Raw genomic sequence first — 16,945 nt, 5'->3', positions numbered from 1 at the left:
CGAACACAGAAGTTAAGCTCCTTAGCGCCCATGGTAGTCGGACTTACGTTCCGCGAGAGTAGGACGTTGCCAGGCAAGCAAGAGACCGAAAGGTCTCTTTTTTTGTGCCTAATTTTAAGAAGAGACAAAACCGTAAGGTAGAAACAAGAGAAAAAGAAAAAGACCGAAGGTCAAAGATTTTAAGCGACACTAAGATAGAATGGTCCGTACGCAGAGAAAGCGTTTGAAGCATACGAGTTAAGATTTCGACACAGCGAGATTACAAGTGGTAAGTGAGCAAGGAGAAATAATGATGCGAGCGCTTGTCTCAAGTACTGGAAGCTCCTTAGCGCCCATGGTAGCCGACTTACGTACGCGAGAGCCACAAGCTCAAAAAATAATAAGTGACGAAAGTATAAAAATCGATAAAAAAAGACTCAAAGTTTCATCAACACTTTGAGTCTTTTTTACCTTTATATCAACAATGAATACAGCATTTTATTTTCATTAATATAAATATTACTGTGGTCGAATTCATTAACGCGTGCTTTCAGTTGCGCTAAATCATCATGGTCATTTAACTGAATACCGATGATCACTGTACCAGTATTTTGAGATGATTTTTTCAAATACTCGAATTTCGTGATATCATCATTTGGACCGAGTACATCATTTACAAACTCTCTTAATGCACCTGGTCGTTGTGAGAAGTTTAAAATGAAATAGTGTTTCATTTCTTCGTATAGTAAAGAACGTTCTTCGATTTCTTTCATGCGGTTAATATCGTTATTACCGCCACTGATGACACAAACCACATTTTTCCCTCTGATTTGATCCTTATAATGTTCTAACGCAGCAACACTTAAAGCACCAGCAGGTTCAGCAACAATGGCCTGTTTTGTATACATATCAAGAATAGTTGAACAAACCGCACCTTCATCCACTTGAACGTAATCGCTGACTACACGTTTCGCAATATCGAAGGTCAATTCTCCAACACGTGCGACTGAAGCGCCATCTACAAATTTATCAATTTCTGGAAGTGTCACGATCTTTTGGTTTACGACGACGGATTGATACATACTACTAGCGCCAGCGGGTTCTACTCCAATAATTTTCGTCTGAGGTGCGTACGCATCAAAATAGGTACCGATACCTGAAATCAGTCCGCCACCACCAATTGCGGAAAATAAGTAATCAAATTCAACTTGGTCTTCCTCGGCTTGTGCTAAGATTTCTTTTGCGATTGTACCTTGACCCGCTATCGTATATACATTATTAAACGGATCAATGAAATTCATATCATGTTGGGCTGTATAAGCGAGTGCTTCTTTCAAGCAATCATCAAATGTATCGCCGGTAAGGATAACTTCGACATTTGTATCACCGAAAAATTTTACTTGATTGATTTTTTGGAGAGGTGTTGTAATCGGCATAAAAATAACGGCCTTTAAATCCAATCGTTTCGCTGTAAAAGCAACACCTTGTGCGTGGTTACCTGCACTCGCACAAGTGACACCTTTTAATTTATCTTGGTCTGGTAAAACGTCTATCGCATTGTAGGCACCACGTAATTTAAATGAGCGGACCCACTGCAAATCTTCACGTTTAAGATAAACATTACAGTTATATTTTTGGGATAAGTAATGATCCTTTTGAAGTGGGGTTTCTTTCACGATATCTTTCAGTCGTAAAAAGGCTTCCTCGATATCTTGTACAGAAACCGTCGTTTTTACAGACATATACATTCACACCTTTATATTTTTTTCATATGCTTCAATTTCTTTTTCGTATTGCAATGTAATCGCAATGTCATCTAAACCATTCACAAATTTATGCTTCCATGTAGGATCAATTTCAAATGAAAATGCCTGATCTTTAGAGGAAACGGTTTGTTCTGGTAAATCGATTGTAATCTGTTCATATTGTGAGAGGTGATGTCTCGCAGCTTCGTCTAATACGATAGGGAGTAACGCATTTTTCGTGCAGTTCATATAAAAAATATCACTATAACTGCCAGCAATAATAATGTTAAAACCGTAATCCTTCAACGCCCATGCTGCATGTTCACGGCTTGAACCACAGCCAAAATTATCACCTGTAATTAGGATACTCGCATCGCGATACTGAGGCTTATTTGGATTGAAATCAGGGTTTTCACTACCATCTTCTAAGTAACGCCATTCATCAAAAGCGAAAGGCCCAAAACCGGTCTTTGAGATTCGCTTGAGATGCACTTTCGGAATAATTTGATCGGTATCAATATTATCGTGAAAGAGGGGGACCACTTTACCGGTATACGTTGTAATAGGTTTGATTTCCATTTACACGACCACCTTTCTCACATCAACGAATTTACCATTAATGGCTGCAGCAGCGGCTGTTGCTGGAGATACGAGATGTGTACGTGCGCCTTTACCTTGTCTTCCTTCGAAATTACGATTGCTCGTTGAGGCACAGTGAACACCAGCAGGGACTTGGTCAGGGTTCATACCTAAACACATTGAGCACCCAGGTTCTCTCCATTCAAACCCAGCTTCTTTAAAAATGCGATCTAATCCGAGCTGCTCAGCATCTTTTTTCACTGAGCGTGAACCTGGCACAACAATCGCTGTAATCTTAGGATGCACGTGTTGGCCTTTTACAATGTGACTGGCTTCAATGAGATCTGAGATTCGAGCATTGGTACAAGATCCTAAAAAGACATAACCGAGATCAATATCTTCAGCTTTTTGACCTGGCTCTAAGCCCATATATTGATATGCACGTTCGTCATTTACATCTTTAATTTCAGGGAATGGGGTATTGATACTGACGCCCATTTCTGGACTTGTGCCCCAAGTGACTTGAGGTTCGAGATCTGTGACATCTAATTCGATGACTTTATCGAAGACGGCATCTTCATCTGTATAAAGTGTGCGCCATTCATCGATCTTTGCATCAAATTGAGTAGCGTAAGGACGACCTTTCACATATTCAAATGTCGTTTCATCAGGGGCCATCATGCCATATTTTGCGCCTGCTTCAATCGCCATATTACAGATTGTCATACGCGCATCCATCGACATGTTTTCAATCGTTTCACCTGAAAATTCCAGCGCATAACCTGTACCGAAGTCGACACCATACTGATTAATTAGATATAAAATAATATCTTTAGCGTAAACACCTTGAGGGAGTTTCCCAGTGACATGGATGTTCAAGTTTTTAGGTTTTGTCTGCCATAACGTCTGTGTCGCAAAGACATGTTCAACTTCGCTGGTACCAATACCAAAAGCAATGGCACCAAATGCACCATGTGTCGCAGTGTGTGAATCACCACATACTATGGTTTTTCCAGGTTGAGTTAAGCCTGTTTCAGGTCCGACCATATGCACGATACCTTGCTCGTCAGTCCCCATATCAAATAAGTGAACGCCAAAATCTTTTGCGTTTTGTTGCAATGTCGTTATCTGTTTATTAGCAATTTCATCTTTAATGTTAAAAATATCGACAGTCGGCACGTTATGATCTAGTGTCGCAAAGGTTAAGTCAGGGCGACGTAACGGTCTGTTGTTGATTCTCAATCCTTCAAATGCTTGAGGAGACGTCACTTCATGAATCAGATGAAGGTCGATATATAATAATTGGGGGTCACCATATTTGCCAGTTAATACATGTTTGTTCCATACTTTATCAAATAGTGTTTGTCCCATTCGACATCTCCTCCTTTATAGTTGTGATTGAATGATGTGGAATAATTCAGATGTATGATAAGTTCCACCAAGATCTTGCGTAGTTTGACCTGACTGAATACACGTATCAATGATAGATTCTAGGGCTGTAGCTGCTTGGTTTTCATTAAAGCTTTCTCTTAAACACATCGCTAATGAACGCAACATACCGAATGGGTTTGCGACATCTTTGCCTGCAATATTCGGTGCTGAACCATGAATCGGTTCGTAGAGACGAGGCCCTTCTGTACTAAAGCTCGCTGAAGGTGACAAACCTAGTGAACCTGGAATCACAGATGCTTCATCACTTAATATGTCTCCAAATAAGTTCTCAGTTACGATGACGTCAAATTGTGTAGGTCGTGTGATTAAGTGCATGCTGCATGCATCGACAAGTAAATGTTCGACAGTGACGTCAGGGTAGCTTTCACTAACCTCATCAATGACTTTACGCCACAATTTACTAGAGGCTAATACATTTTCTTTATCTACAGATGTGAGACGATATTTTCGAGTTTGGGCAAGTTGAAAAGCAACATGTGCAATCCGTTCTATCTCTTCACGTGTATAGGTTAGAGAATCGAGTGCTTGATGTGCTTCTAACTGTTTAGGTTCACCAAAGTAGATACCACCAGTTAGTTCTCGTACGATAACGAAATCTGTCCCTTCAACGTGTTCTTTTTTCAAAGGTGACAAAGCGCTTGTACCAGGGGAGACCATCGTCGGTCTGATATTTGCAAACAGGCCAAGAGACTTGCGTAATTTTAACAAGCCCTTTTCAGGTCTTACTTCTGCATGTGACCATTTCGGTCCACCTACAGCACCGAGCAAAATTGCATCTGCAGATTGACAAGCGGCTAATGTGTCGTCAGGAAGGGGCGTTCCGAATTGATCGATAGCTGCACCACCAAATGCGTGTGTCGAGAGTTCATAGTCAAAATGATACGTTTGGCTTAATTTTTCTAAAACATCTAAGGCTCCTGTTAATATTTCAGGGCCGATGCCATCACCAGGAAGGGCGACGATGTGATAAGTCATTTCATTCACCAACTTCCACGCTGTGAAGAACAGCAGCTGAATATTTCGCATGTGCTTCAACATAGGCTTTACATGAAGCAAGTAGAATATCGTGGTCAATACCTATACCAGTGACGTTGTAGTTTTCAATGTTCAATTCCACACGGACTTCAGCTTGAGCGTCACGTCCTTCTGTTACTGAATCGATGCGATAATCTAACAACACACTATCTCGTTTGAAAATACGATCGACGGCATTGTATATTGCGACAATTGAACCCGTACCAATACTTGAATCTTGATAGACCGTGCCGTTGTTATCTTTGATGACGACCACAGCACTCTGTAGCCCTTCAGAAACAAATTGTAACTGTAGCGTTTCAACACGGTACATCGCATTTTGTTCGTGCTCTGTACCTTGAATGAGCGCGTGTATATCGCGATCGGATACAGATTTTTTCTTATCCGCAATTGCTTTGAACTGTTTAAATAGTTCTACTTGTTCATCAGACGAAATATCGTAACCTAAACTTTTTAGTTTTTCAGCGAAGGCATGTTTACCTGATAATTTACCGAGCGGGAGTTCGTTCTGTTCTACACCAACAAGTTGTGGTGTCATAATTTCATATGTTTCAGGGTTTTTAAGTACACCATCTTGATGTATGCCAGATTCATGACTAAACGCATTTTGACCGACGATTGCTTTATTTTTTGGTACACGAATACCTGCAAAGCGTGAGATTAAATCAGAAGTACGCTTGGTTTCTGATAAACGGAGTTGTGTTGTGTTCTTATAGTGATCTTGACGCACATATAAACCTAAAGCGACTTCTTCTAACGCCGTATTACCAGCACGTTCTCCGATACCGTTTAATGTACCTTCAATACGTGTTGCGCCGTTTTCAATGGCTGCCATACTATTCGCAACGGCTAAACCGAGATCATCATGGCAATGTGCACTATAAGTGATGTCTCGATCCGTTTGAACCGCTTCAATCACTTCTTTAAAGATACGTCCATATTCTATCGGATAACTAAATCCTACAGTATCTGGAATATTGATAATGGTTGCACCTGCATCGACTGCTGTTTGAATGGCTTCAATCAAGAAGGGGAGTTCCGTCCGTGTTGCATCTTCAGGTGAAAATTGGAAGACATCGAAATATTGTTTCGCATATGTGACATGTTCTTTAATAGATGCAAGTACTTCTTGTTGCGTCATTTTAAGTTTAGATTCTAAGTGAATTTGACTCGTCGCAATAAAGACGTGGACACGTGGCTTTTGTGCGTTTTTAGTCGCTTCATATACCGCATCGATATCCTTCTTATGACAACGTGCGAGCCCACACACTGCAGTTGTAGTTAATGTATCAGATATGGCTTGAACAGAGTTGAAACTACCTGTACTTGAAGCGGGAAAACCAGCTTCAATCACGTCCACACCCCAAGCTTCTAATTGTTTAGCAATCTTAAGTCGCTCGTCAAAGGAGAAACTGACTCCTGGCGTTTGTTCTCCATCGCGTAGCGTGGTATCAAAAATTTGAATATGGCTTGACATTGTAAACATCCCCTATATATTTAATTATTTTTCAATGCGCTTCGATTTGATAAATGGCATCATTTCTCTTAAATTGCGACCCACTTCTTCGATTTGATGACCATGTTGTTCCTCACGCATTTGATAAAATGTTTCAAAGTTGTTTTCGTTATCTTTTATGAAGCGATTGCTGAAGTTTCCGTTTTGAATATCTGTCAATACAGCTTTCATGTTTTCTTTTACTTCTGGAGTGATGACACGTGGACCTGAGACATAATCACCAAATTCAGCTGTATTAGAAATAGAGTAGCGCATGTTTTCCATACCACCTTCGTACATTAAGTCGACGATGAGTTTCATTTCATGTAATACCTCAAAGTATGCTAACTCGGGTTGATAGCCTGCTTCGACTAATGTTTCAAAACCACTTTGGATTAATTTCGTTACGCCTCCACATAATACAGCTTGTTCTCCAAATAAATCTGTTTCAGTTTCTTCTTTAAATGAAGTTTCGATGACACCTGCACGTGTAGCCCCGATGCCTTTTGCATAGCTGAGCGCCACATTTCTAGCGTTACCACTTGCGTCTCGTTCAACCGCGAAGAGGGCAGGGACTGCACTGCCATCTACAAATGTACGACGAACGAGATGGCCTGGTCCTTTCGGTGCTACGAGGAATACATCAACATTTTGAGGTGGTTTGATGACATCAAAATGAATGTTAAATCCATGTGCAAATGCAAGTGCATTGCCTTCTTCTAAATGAGGTTCGATTTCTTCTTTGTAGACTTTACCTTGGATTTCGTCGGGTAAGAGAACCATGATGACGTCGGCTTGTTTAGCCGCTTCATCTACAGGATAGACTTCAAATCCATCTTCTTTTGCTTGATCAAATGAACGACCTGGGCGGATACCGATAACCACGTCATAGCCGTTGTCCTTTAAGTTTTGTGCGTGCGCATGACCTTGTGATCCATAACCCACAATTGCGATACGTTTTCCTTGTAATGCGTCTTGTTCTACCGATTGATCGTAATAAACTGTTGTCATAATAAAGACCTCCTAAATGATTTAAAAATACTAATATTTTGAAAATTAATGTACTGCAGCAGACCCTGTACGTGAGTATTCATTAATTTGGTAGGGCGCTAGCACATCGAGTAAGGCATCTAATAATTTTTGTGCACCTACTGCTTGTAAATAAAGTTGACCGTCCGCTTCTTTTAAAATCGTAACGGCATGTTTATAAGGTGATAGTACTTGTTCAAATGTCTCTCTATCTTCGGGATTCTGAAGTTTGAGTAGTAATAATTCTCGGTTATACGTATTATTATCCGTAATATCTTCTATCGTTAAAATATTGATTTGTTTTTTCACTTGTAAAATGAGATTCCGTAATACATGTTCGTCAGGAATTTCTGCTACAAACGTAATTTCAGTGATGCCATCCTCCGTTGTGGGAGAGGCAGTGATGTTGACGATATTGAATTGACGTCTCACAAAGATACTAGTTAATCGATTTAATGTACCTGCTTTATCTCTTACACGTGTTTTAAACGTTCGTCTCATAATAAGCCCTCCATTTCATGGTTTGCTTTGCCGCTTGGTACCATTGGCGTTACGGGCTCTCCTGGTGAGATACGAATATCAATAAGGGTAGCACCATCATGTTTAAATGCCGCTTGAAGCGTTGTTTCTAATTGATCTGGTTGGTCGATTAAGTATCCTTTCACTCCATACGCCTCAGCAAGTTTTAAGAAATCAGGTTGATCATTGAATACGGAATGTGAAAAACGTTGGTTAAAGAATTTATCTTGCCATTGCTTCACCATGCCTAATGTTCCGTTATTGACTAACACAATCTTGATATTAATGTCATATTCATTTAAGATTGCCATTTCTTGATTGGTCATTTGAAAACCACCATCACCAACGAAAGCAATGACTGTTTTTTCTGGATGGGCAAGCTTAGCGCCAATTGCTGCTGGTATACCGAAGCCCATCGTACCGAGACCACCACTTGTTACGAGTTGACCATATGTTTTAAATGGATAATATTGTGCGACCCACATCTGATGTTGACCTACATCTGTCGTCACTATCGCATCGCTATGTGTTAATTCACCGATGTATTCAATCGCACGTTGTGGTTTGCTAAATGTGTCATCTGCTTCATAGCTGAAAGGTTGTGCATTTTTATTCGCATGACAAGTTTTAACCCAATCTTCCCGTTGCTCAGCATGATTTTCGGCTGTCATTAATACATCTAACACGTCCTTACAATTAGCCACGATCCCTAAATCGGTGTTGACGATTTTATTGATTTCAGAAGGATCAATATCGACATGGACAATCGTAGCGTTCGGCGCAAATTCGTCAGGATTACTAGCTAAACGATCATCAAAACGACTGCCAAAGTTAATGAGTAAATCACATTCAGTGAGTGCCATGTTACTCGCGTACGAGCCATGCATACCGCCCATCCCTAAGAAAAGGGGATGATTATAAGGGATTGCACCTAAACCAAGCAATGTCGTCACGACTGGAATTTGTTGTTGTGTGACAAAGTCATTGAGCAGAGTGTTAGCCTTCGCATGATTGATACCTGCACCTGCGAGTACGACTGGCTTTTGTGACTTGTTTAAGTATTGTTTTAATTGATCGACGTCTGATTGATGGGGAAGTTGAACATCATCATATCCTGGTAAATCTAAGTCGTTTGTCACGTCAGCATTTGTCGATAGGACGCCCATATCTTTTGGAAAGTCAATGACTACAGGCCCTTTACGACCTGTGTTCGCAATATGAAATGCTTCGTGTACAATCTTAGGTATCTCATTGACATCGGTAACTTGATAATTATGTTTTGTGATCGGTGTTGTCATCGATAGTAAATCGGCTTCTTGGAATGCATCTTTACCGATACCGGGTGTTGCGACTTGTCCTGTAAAGACAACGAGAGGGAGGGAATCACTATAAGCATCGGCAATGCCTGTAATTGTATTCGTAGCCCCTGGACCACTTGTGACAACAACTACACCTGGTTTTCCAGAAACTCTTGCGTAACCTTCAGCTGCATGTGTCGCACCTTGTTCATGTCGCGCTAAAATGTGTTTGATTTTACCATCGTAAAATGTGTCGTATAACGGCAATACTGCGCCGCCTGGATAACCAAAAATAAAATCTACATCTTCATTAATGAGGGCTTCTACGAGGAGTTCTGAACCAGATCGCATCGCTGCAACTGTCTCAGTTTCCAGTGCTTCTGCCTCCACATAGGTTACATCTTCGATAGATACCGACATGTCAGGCTCTGTTACTGTCTTTTGTTTTACCATGTTAATCACTCCTTAGATTAGGTGATCAGGGACTTGCATGACCCCACCTGTATTTGCGCTTGTGACGAGTGCTGTATAACGTGCGAGATAACCAGATTTCACCTTAGCTTTAAAAGGGGTTACTGTTGAACGTCTCTCATCTAAAGTCGCATCATCGACATCGACTTCTAAACGACGATCAACGAGATCAATAGTGATTTCATCCCCGTCTCGAATGAGTCCGATTGGGCCACCAGAAGCGGCTTCAGGTGAAATATGTCCTACCGCAATACCTCTTGTGGCACCTGAGAAACGACCATCTGTAATAAGTGCGACATCTTTACCTAATCCACGACCAACGATCGAGGATGTCGGTGCCAACATTTCTGGCATGCCTGGACCCCCTTTAGGCCCTTCATAACGGATGACGACTACGTGTCCTTCTCTTACAGTGTGATTGTCGATCGCTTCGACCGCTTCATCGTGTGAGTTAAAACAAATTGCTTTACCTTTAAATATTTTAATAGAAGGGTCAACACCACCCACTTTGATGACGGCACCTTTTGGAGCTAAGTTACCATATAGGATAGAAAGCCCACCTTCTTTATCGTAAGGGTTATCTAAGTGGCGAATGACGACATCGTTCTTGATTTCTTTTCCTTCATTATTCTCTCTTAATGTTTTGCCTGTCACAGTGATTCGATCTGCATGGAGCACATCTTTTTTCATCAACTCATTAATGATTGCTGGTACGCCACCTGCCTCATGAACATCATGCATAGAATAAGAAGAACTAGGTGCAATTTTTGATAAATAAGGCGTGCGTTTTGCAATATCATTGATGCGTGATAAGTCGTAATCAATGCCTGCTTCACTCGCAATGGCTAACGTATGTAGTACTGTATTGGTAGAACCACCCATCGCCATATCTAAGGCGAACGCATCATCAATCGCTTCTCTCGTAACGATATCGCGAGGTTTAATATCACGTTTAATATTATCCACGAGTCTAAAAGCAGCTTTTCGAATCATTTCGCGACGTTCTTCACTGACAGCAAGTGCAGTGCCGTTATAAGGTAAGGCGAGACCTAAGACTTCCATCAAGCAGTTCATTGAATTAGCGGTGAACATCCCTGCGCATGAACCACAAGTAGGGCAGGCGTTTTGTTCCATATCTAGAAATTCTTCTTTCGTCATTGAACCGTCTTTAAAAGCACCGACTGCTTCAAACATAGAGGATAAAGTAAGTGCTTTACCTTCTGAGGAGAGTCCTGCTTTCATCGGGCCACCAGAACAAAAGACCGCTGGAACATTGGTTCTCATCGCAGCAAGGATCATGCCAGGAGTGATTTTGTCACAGTTTGGGATGTAAAATACACCGTCAAACCAATGTGCATTGATCACTGTTTCTGCTGCATCTGCAATGATTTCACGAGAGGGTAATGAATAACGCATCCCAATGTGCCCCATTGCGATACCATCATCGACGCCGATTGTGTTAAATTCGAAAGGGATGGCACCTGCTTCTCGAATAGCCTCTTTTGCGATATCAGCTAACTCTCTCAAATGTACATGCCCAGGTACAATATCGATATAAGAGTTACAAATCGCGACGAACGGCTTATTCATATCTGTTGGATCTTTCAGTGCACCGGTGGCGTGTAAAAGACTTCTAGCCGGTGCTTGGTGGTCTCCTTTTTTGATCATGTCACTTCTCATTTTAATTCCCCCATAAAATTGAAAATAAAAAAAGCGCCCAATTTGAAATTGGGACGCTTATTAAGTCCCATTCAACTAGAAATAGGACTTAAACAGTTAGTAGTTTAAAATACTTACTAATGCTCCAGCCCTATGGACATAATTAAAATGTCTAAAATATGAATTTGTGTGTCGTTGAAGGTTATGAAGTTAAACATTTTAATTACGCTCCTTTGTTAGTGAATGGTTGTTGTGTTAATTGTCTGAAAAGTCGATAAAGTTAATTTACTATAGTTCACAAATGATGTCAACAATATTTAAGAATTTTCTTTTAATTCACATGATTTTTAATTCTTAGCCCGAGATCTTGTTGCAGAGATGTGAGCAGTTTTTTTAAATAAAGTCTGTTAAAATAGAAACGTTATCGACTTGCTTCGTGTTGTACAATAGTATTAAAGAGGTTTTGAACAAGCTAAACGCAAAAAGTTAGCGTGAATGTACAAATGAAGTAAAGTTGAAATTTGGAACAAATAAAGATAGATTTACGCGCTTCATTCAATATAAAAAGGCGTATGTGCGTAGAGGAGGCGAGCATAAATGATTGAGATTAATGGCTTAGATGATTTGGAACGATTTGGTACGTTATTAGCGTCTAAACTGTCCGCAGGCGATGTCCTGCTACTAGAAGGAGATTTAGGTGCAGGGAAAACAACGTTAAGTCAAAAGATTGGTGCAGCTTTAGGTGTAAAGCGCAATATCAATTCACCGACGTTCAATATCATTAAATCGTATAACGGAAGCACACTCAAATTTCATCACATGGATTGCTATCGCTTAGAAGATAGTGATGAAGATTTAGGCTTTGAAGAGTACTTCAACGATGAGGCAGTGACTGTGATTGAATGGAGTCGTTTTATCGAAGATTATTTACCTCCGACGTATATGGTGATTCATATTCAGGTAGAAAGTGAAACAAAACGTCAGATTAAGTTGGAAGCACAAGGTACACATTATGAACAGATAAAGGAGTCTCTATTACATGAATTATCTACTGATTGATACGTCAAACCAACCTTTATCAGTCGCGGTGATGACGGATAATACAGTGCTCGCAGAACATCACACAAATATTAAAAAGAATCATTCCGTGCAATTGATGCCTGCCATTGCGCAAGTCATCGAAACATCAACGATAGAGAAAGCGGATATAGATGACATTGTAGTTGCTAAAGGCCCTGGTTCGTATACTGGTCTACGCATTGGGGTTACCGTTGCGAAGACGCTTGCCTATGCACTCAACACGAAATTGTACGGTGTATCTTCTCTTAAAGCTTTAGCAGCTACTGTAGAAAATGAGAATCGTTTATTAGTACCTGTCTTTGATGCACGTAGAGAAGCGGTCTATACCGGTGTATATCAATATCAAGATGGAAAGCTCGTGACGGTCATGCCAGATCAATATATGCCAATCGAAGCACTTCTCAACGCATTACATGATATGCAACAGCCCTATGTGTTCGTGGGCTACGAGGTTGAAAAATTATCAGCGCAATTAGATGCTGAAATGATAGAGCAATTACCGCATGCAAGTGCGATGCAACCCTATGTAGAAACACCAGAAGATATTGCCACATTTGTACCAAACTATATTAAATTAGCAGAGGCTGAGCGCAATTGGTTAAACCAACAGAAGAAGGATTAAACATTCGGTTAATGGGCAAAGATGATGTGCCACAAGTTTTTGATATCGAACGCCAAAGCTTTAAAGACAGTTCATGGACCATTGATGCATTTTATCACGAAGTAAAAGAGAATCATTTCGCACATTATTTTGTGATAGAATATCGAAATCGTGTGATTGGTTATGTCGGTTGCTGGATAGTGATTGATCAAGCACAGATTACGACGATCGCTATTAAAGAAGATTTTCGCGGTAACGGCTTAGGGCAATTATTATTAAAATATGTTATGCAATATGCTAAAGTGAAATGTGAATTAATGAGTTTAGAGGTTCGAGTAGACAATACTGTTGCACAACGTGTTTATACGAATTTAGGCTTCCAATATGGAGGTAAGAGAAAGAACTATTATGGTGAAGGTGAGGATGCAATCGTGATGTGGGTGAATTTAAATGACTAATGATGTATTAATTTTAGCGATAGAATCAAGCTGTGATGAAACGAGTGTCAGCGTGATTAAGAACGGTTCAGAAATCGTATCAAATGAAGTGTTAAGCCAGATTGAGAGTCACAAACGCTTTGGCGGTGTGGTGCCAGAAGTGGCTAGTCGTCATCACGTTGAAGGCATTACGACGACGATTGACGCTGCGCTAGAAAAAGCAGGTATCACGATGAAAGAAGTCACAGCTGTGGCAGTAACAGAAGGGCCTGGTCTCATTGGTGCTTTACTTGTAGGGATTAACGCAGCAAAAGCACTCGCATATGCGTATGATAAACCGCTTATTCCTGTTCATCATATTGCGGGTCATATTTATGCGAATCATTTAGAACGTCCGCTTACGTTTCCTTTAATGGCACTGATCGTTTCAGGTGGTCATACGGAGTTGATTCATATGAAAGATCATTTAGACTTTGAGGTCATTGGAGAAACACGTGACGATGCAGTCGGAGAAGCTTATGATAAAGTGGCTAGAACGATTGGCTTGAGTTATCCAGGCGGTCCGCGAGTTGATCAACTTGCTGCAGAAGGTGAAGACGTGTATGATTTTCCGCGCGTTTGGTTGGAAAAGGGAAGCTATGACTTTAGTTTCAGCGGTTTGAAAAGTGCTGTCATCAATAAGTTGCATAATTTAAGACAGAAAAATGAAGAAATCGAACCTGCGAATGTAGCGACAAGCTTTCAAAACAGTGTCGTAGAAGTCCTGGTCGGTAAAGCCGTACAAGCTTGTAAAGATTATGACGTGAATCAATTAATCGTTGCGGGTGGTGTTGCAAGTAATAAAGGCTTGCGTCAGGCATTGAATCACGCATGTGAAGAAGCGGGTATTACCTTATCCATTCCAAGCCCTAAACTCTGTACGGATAACGCCGCTATGATTGGTGCGGTTGCTTATTATCTATATCAAGCTGGTGTGACAGCTGACATGACATTAAACGGTAATAGTGGCATGGATATTGAAATGATCAATCAATAGTTCAGGACATTAAGACATTTTTTCCTGATTGATTGAATATCTTTGAAAGTAAAATAATGTGGGTATAGTATGGATATCTTATAAAGAAAAAAGGTGTTCATATATGGAATCGATTCAGTATTTTAACTTTCAAAAAAGCTTAGCTGCATTAAACTTTTATGAAAAATATTTAGGTGCAACCAACATCCAACGTATCGGCGGCGATAGTGATATGTTCAAATATTTACCTGAGGCTTATCAAGTAGACGAGGATTTCACATTTCATGCTTCATTTGAAATAATGGGGCAAACATTTTTCTGTAGTGATACGATGAAAAATAAACGCACGGATAATAGTGGAGCAAACGTGACCTTTACCTTTGATTACGAAAATGAAACAGAACGTAAAAAAGCGATAGACTTTTTCAACCAAGCAGTCGAAAGTGGTTGTGAAGCGGCTATCCCATTAGGCCCTACAGCATGGTCTAAGTTATACGGTTTATTCAACGATCCGTTTGGTGTAACATGGATGATTAACGCAAATTAATGTGATTGAGATAAAAATAAAATATAGAAATAGGACTGAGACGATGAGATTTTGTCTCAGTCCTATTTTTATTTGGAGCAAATTAATTTGATGAGGAATTAGCTTGATCTTGTGCTTCAGCGAGTGCTTTGGCGTTTTCATAAATTGCCATTGGAAAATCTGTAATCCGTAACAATTCGATTGCATTACGTGTATCTGCTTTACCTGGTTTGATCAAGTAATCAAAGTGAATTTCATCATCTAAAATGGTTTCGTTGAAATGATAATTATCGTATTTTTGCGCTAACAATGAAGCGAGTTCAATATCATGTGTGGCAGCGAGTACGAAATAAGATGGATTTGCATCTAAATAATTCAATACAGCTTCAGAAGCAGCAATTCGTTCAGTCGTATTTGTTCCTTTAAAGATTTCATCGATAAAGCAATAAACCGGTAATGAAGTGGAAAGGTGGAACAAACGTTTAATTGATTTAATCTCAGCCATAAAGTAGCTATCGCCAGTCAGCACGTCATCAGCATTTGCCATGGAAGTATAGATGACACCAGGCTTATAGTTAAATGAGGTTGCTGTAGCTGTGTAGACCGTTTGAGCTAACAACAGGTTCAGCGCCACAGCTTTCATAAACGTAGATTTTCCTGAAGCGTTAGAGCCCGTGAGTAAAATATGTTGATCAATCGTTAAGTCATTTGGTACTGCATCTTCAATTAAAGGATGTGTTAAACCTTCAAACTGAATTGCTTTTTGCTCATGAACTTTTGGATGGCAATATGTAGGTAATGTTTCTTGCCACAAGGCTACTGCGTAGTGATTATCGATTTCAGCGACATAGTCATAACAAGCCATCACTTCATCTTCATAATTTTTAATGCTGTGTTGAATTAAATGGAACAGTTGATAATCGAGATTAAAAATAGCTTTGAAGGCTATATTAAAGGCGCCTGCTTCATCATTGGAAGAGATACGACCGAGTAAATGACTAAAGTACCGTGCGAAAATAAAGTGATTAAAGTTTACATTAATATCTGGCGCACCTTCTAAATCACTGAGCTTTTTAGCGCTGATAATCACATTAGATGTATAAAATAATGAATTTAAATCATCAATGTATGTCCGACGTAGTACCATCGAAAGTATGATATTAAATAGAATACTAACGATGACGATGATTAATCCAACTTGATGCGCAAAAATCGCAATGAATGCGCCGACAAAAGGAATATAAGTAGCAATCAAAAATAGAGGATTGCTAGAACGTACTGTGAGTTGATCTGGAAATATAGGATAAATGGCTTTTCCTAGTTTAGCTAAAATAAGGGACACATTTTCTCTAAAACCACGATGTTCTTTGAAGGTTGCGATTAAATGTTGAGGTTCGACGGTATGCATCTTGCGAAGTGTCGCATAAAGTCGCATTTCGCCGATAGCTGTAAAGTTAAAATTCATATATTGGAAGACCGTATCGAGATTTAAGTCAGACCAAGTTTTGTCATCGATAAGTTCATCTTCGTTATAACGATGTTTATACGTCTGGTATTGATTGTCGTACCAGTGATTCGCTCGAATGTAATTTTCGAGGGGGAGTTGTCGATCCCACAATGATTTAATTTGTGTAGTCATGCGGTGATTTTTCATAATTGTAAACACAATATTCAGTATGAGCGTAATCCCGATAACGATGAGGATAACAAATAATACTTGATTCATAAAATAACCCTTTCATGATGTAATCTTTAATGATTAATAAAAAGAACAATATAAATAAATTCAATTAAAGTATAGTGAATTTGTATATTGAAAGCAAATGACTATTGCTTCGTTTGTGGGACAAGGATTATGATTTTTCACAACAAATCCACGATTGTGTGAAATCATATATTTTTACAAAGTTAGTGATAAAGGGGTTCATGTGTATATGTTAATAGGGAACGTGCGTACTTATTAACATTTCGTGCACAACTTGTGGATAAGTAGTGGTTAACCGTGTGGATAGTGTGGGATATCTG

General features: G+C 39.8%; 15 protein-coding genes. 5 read left to right on the top strand and 10 right to left on the bottom strand.

The window, feature by feature from the left end:
* Positions 1–452 precede the first annotated feature (452 nt).
* The 9 genes from ilvA to ilvD all read right to left on the bottom strand — a co-directional run bounded on the left by ilvA (position 453) and on the right by ilvD (position 11,282).
* Complete coding sequence (ilvA, locus tag ACSBRB_RS09265; RefSeq protein WP_435032557.1) at positions 453–1,721, bottom strand: threonine ammonia-lyase IlvA; 1,269 nt, start codon at positions 1,719–1,721, stop codon at positions 453–455.
* A 6-nt stretch (positions 1,722–1,727) separates the two neighbouring features.
* On the bottom strand, positions 1,728–2,303 hold the full coding sequence (gene leuD / locus ACSBRB_RS09260; protein WP_435032556.1) for a 3-isopropylmalate dehydratase small subunit: 576 nt from the start codon (positions 2,301–2,303) through the stop codon (positions 1,728–1,730).
* Positions 2,304–3,674: a 3-isopropylmalate dehydratase large subunit gene (gene leuC / locus ACSBRB_RS09255; protein WP_435032555.1), complete on the bottom strand. Its 1,371-nt coding sequence runs from the start codon at positions 3,672–3,674 to the stop codon at positions 2,304–2,306.
* A gap of 15 nt (positions 3,675–3,689) precedes the next feature.
* Positions 3,690–4,730: a 3-isopropylmalate dehydrogenase gene (gene leuB, locus ACSBRB_RS09250; RefSeq protein ID WP_435032553.1), complete on the bottom strand. Its 1,041-nt coding sequence runs from the start codon at positions 4,728–4,730 to the stop codon at positions 3,690–3,692.
* A gap of 1 nt (position 4,731) precedes the next feature.
* Entirely contained in the window at positions 4,732–6,267 is a 1,536-nt protein-coding gene (locus tag ACSBRB_RS09245) for a 2-isopropylmalate synthase (protein WP_435032552.1), read from the bottom strand.
* A gap of 24 nt (positions 6,268–6,291) precedes the next feature.
* Positions 6,292–7,296: a ketol-acid reductoisomerase gene (ilvC, locus tag ACSBRB_RS09240; RefSeq protein WP_435032551.1), complete on the bottom strand. Its 1,005-nt coding sequence runs from the start codon at positions 7,294–7,296 to the stop codon at positions 6,292–6,294.
* Positions 7,297–7,341: 45 nt separating this feature from the next.
* A complete protein-coding gene (gene ilvN / locus ACSBRB_RS09235) occupies positions 7,342–7,815 on the bottom strand; it encodes an acetolactate synthase small subunit (protein WP_435032550.1) in 474 nt (157 codons plus the stop codon).
* The gene (gene ilvB, locus ACSBRB_RS09230; protein ID WP_435032561.1) at positions 7,812–9,482 is read right to left on the bottom strand and encodes a biosynthetic-type acetolactate synthase large subunit; all 1,671 of its coding nucleotides are present in this window, start codon (positions 9,480–9,482) and stop codon (positions 7,812–7,814) included. The genes ilvN and ilvB overlap by 4 nt, the downstream gene beginning before the upstream one ends.
* Positions 9,483–9,596: 114 nt before the next feature.
* A complete protein-coding gene (ilvD, locus tag ACSBRB_RS09225; RefSeq protein ID WP_435032549.1) occupies positions 9,597–11,282 on the bottom strand; it encodes a dihydroxy-acid dehydratase in 1,686 nt (561 codons plus the stop codon).
* A gap of 576 nt (positions 11,283–11,858) precedes the next feature.
* On the opposite strand from ilvD, the gene tsaE reads away from it, so the two are divergent.
* The 5 genes from tsaE (at position 11,859) to ACSBRB_RS09200 (ending at position 14,941) form a co-directional block, all read left to right on the top strand.
* Positions 11,859–12,320: a tRNA (adenosine(37)-N6)-threonylcarbamoyltransferase complex ATPase subunit type 1 TsaE gene (gene tsaE, locus ACSBRB_RS09220; RefSeq protein WP_435032548.1), complete on the top strand. Its 462-nt coding sequence runs from the start codon at positions 11,859–11,861 to the stop codon at positions 12,318–12,320.
* Positions 12,301–12,963, top strand: coding sequence for a tRNA (adenosine(37)-N6)-threonylcarbamoyltransferase complex dimerization subunit type 1 TsaB (gene tsaB, locus ACSBRB_RS09215; protein WP_435032547.1), 663 nt, complete (start codon positions 12,301–12,303; stop codon positions 12,961–12,963). Before tsaE ends, tsaB begins: the two co-directional genes overlap by 20 nt.
* Positions 12,936–13,400, top strand: coding sequence for a ribosomal protein S18-alanine N-acetyltransferase (rimI, locus tag ACSBRB_RS09210; protein ID WP_435032546.1), 465 nt, complete (start codon positions 12,936–12,938; stop codon positions 13,398–13,400). Before tsaB ends, rimI begins: the two co-directional genes overlap by 28 nt.
* Entirely contained in the window at positions 13,393–14,415 is a 1,023-nt protein-coding gene (tsaD, locus tag ACSBRB_RS09205) for a tRNA (adenosine(37)-N6)-threonylcarbamoyltransferase complex transferase subunit TsaD (RefSeq protein WP_435032545.1), read from the top strand. Before rimI ends, tsaD begins: the two co-directional genes overlap by 8 nt.
* A gap of 103 nt (positions 14,416–14,518) precedes the next feature.
* Complete coding sequence (locus tag ACSBRB_RS09200; RefSeq protein WP_435032544.1) at positions 14,519–14,941, top strand: VOC family protein; 423 nt, start codon at positions 14,519–14,521, stop codon at positions 14,939–14,941.
* Positions 14,942–15,023: 82 nt separating this feature from the next.
* On the opposite strand, the gene ACSBRB_RS09195 is transcribed toward ACSBRB_RS09200, so the two are convergent.
* Positions 15,024–16,646 carry a MutS-related protein gene (locus ACSBRB_RS09195; RefSeq protein WP_435032543.1) on the bottom strand — a complete coding sequence of 541 codons (1,623 nt, stop codon included), beginning with the start codon at positions 16,644–16,646 and terminating at the stop codon, positions 15,024–15,026.
* Positions 16,647–16,945 lie beyond the last annotated feature (299 nt).

This window comes from Staphylococcus auricularis, assembly GCF_051172115.1.
GTDB classification, from domain to species: Bacteria; Bacillota; Bacilli; order Staphylococcales; family Staphylococcaceae; genus Staphylococcus; species Staphylococcus auricularis_A.
The sequence above is the reverse complement of the archived record's forward strand: the minus strand, read 5'-3'. Positions and strand labels throughout refer to the sequence as shown.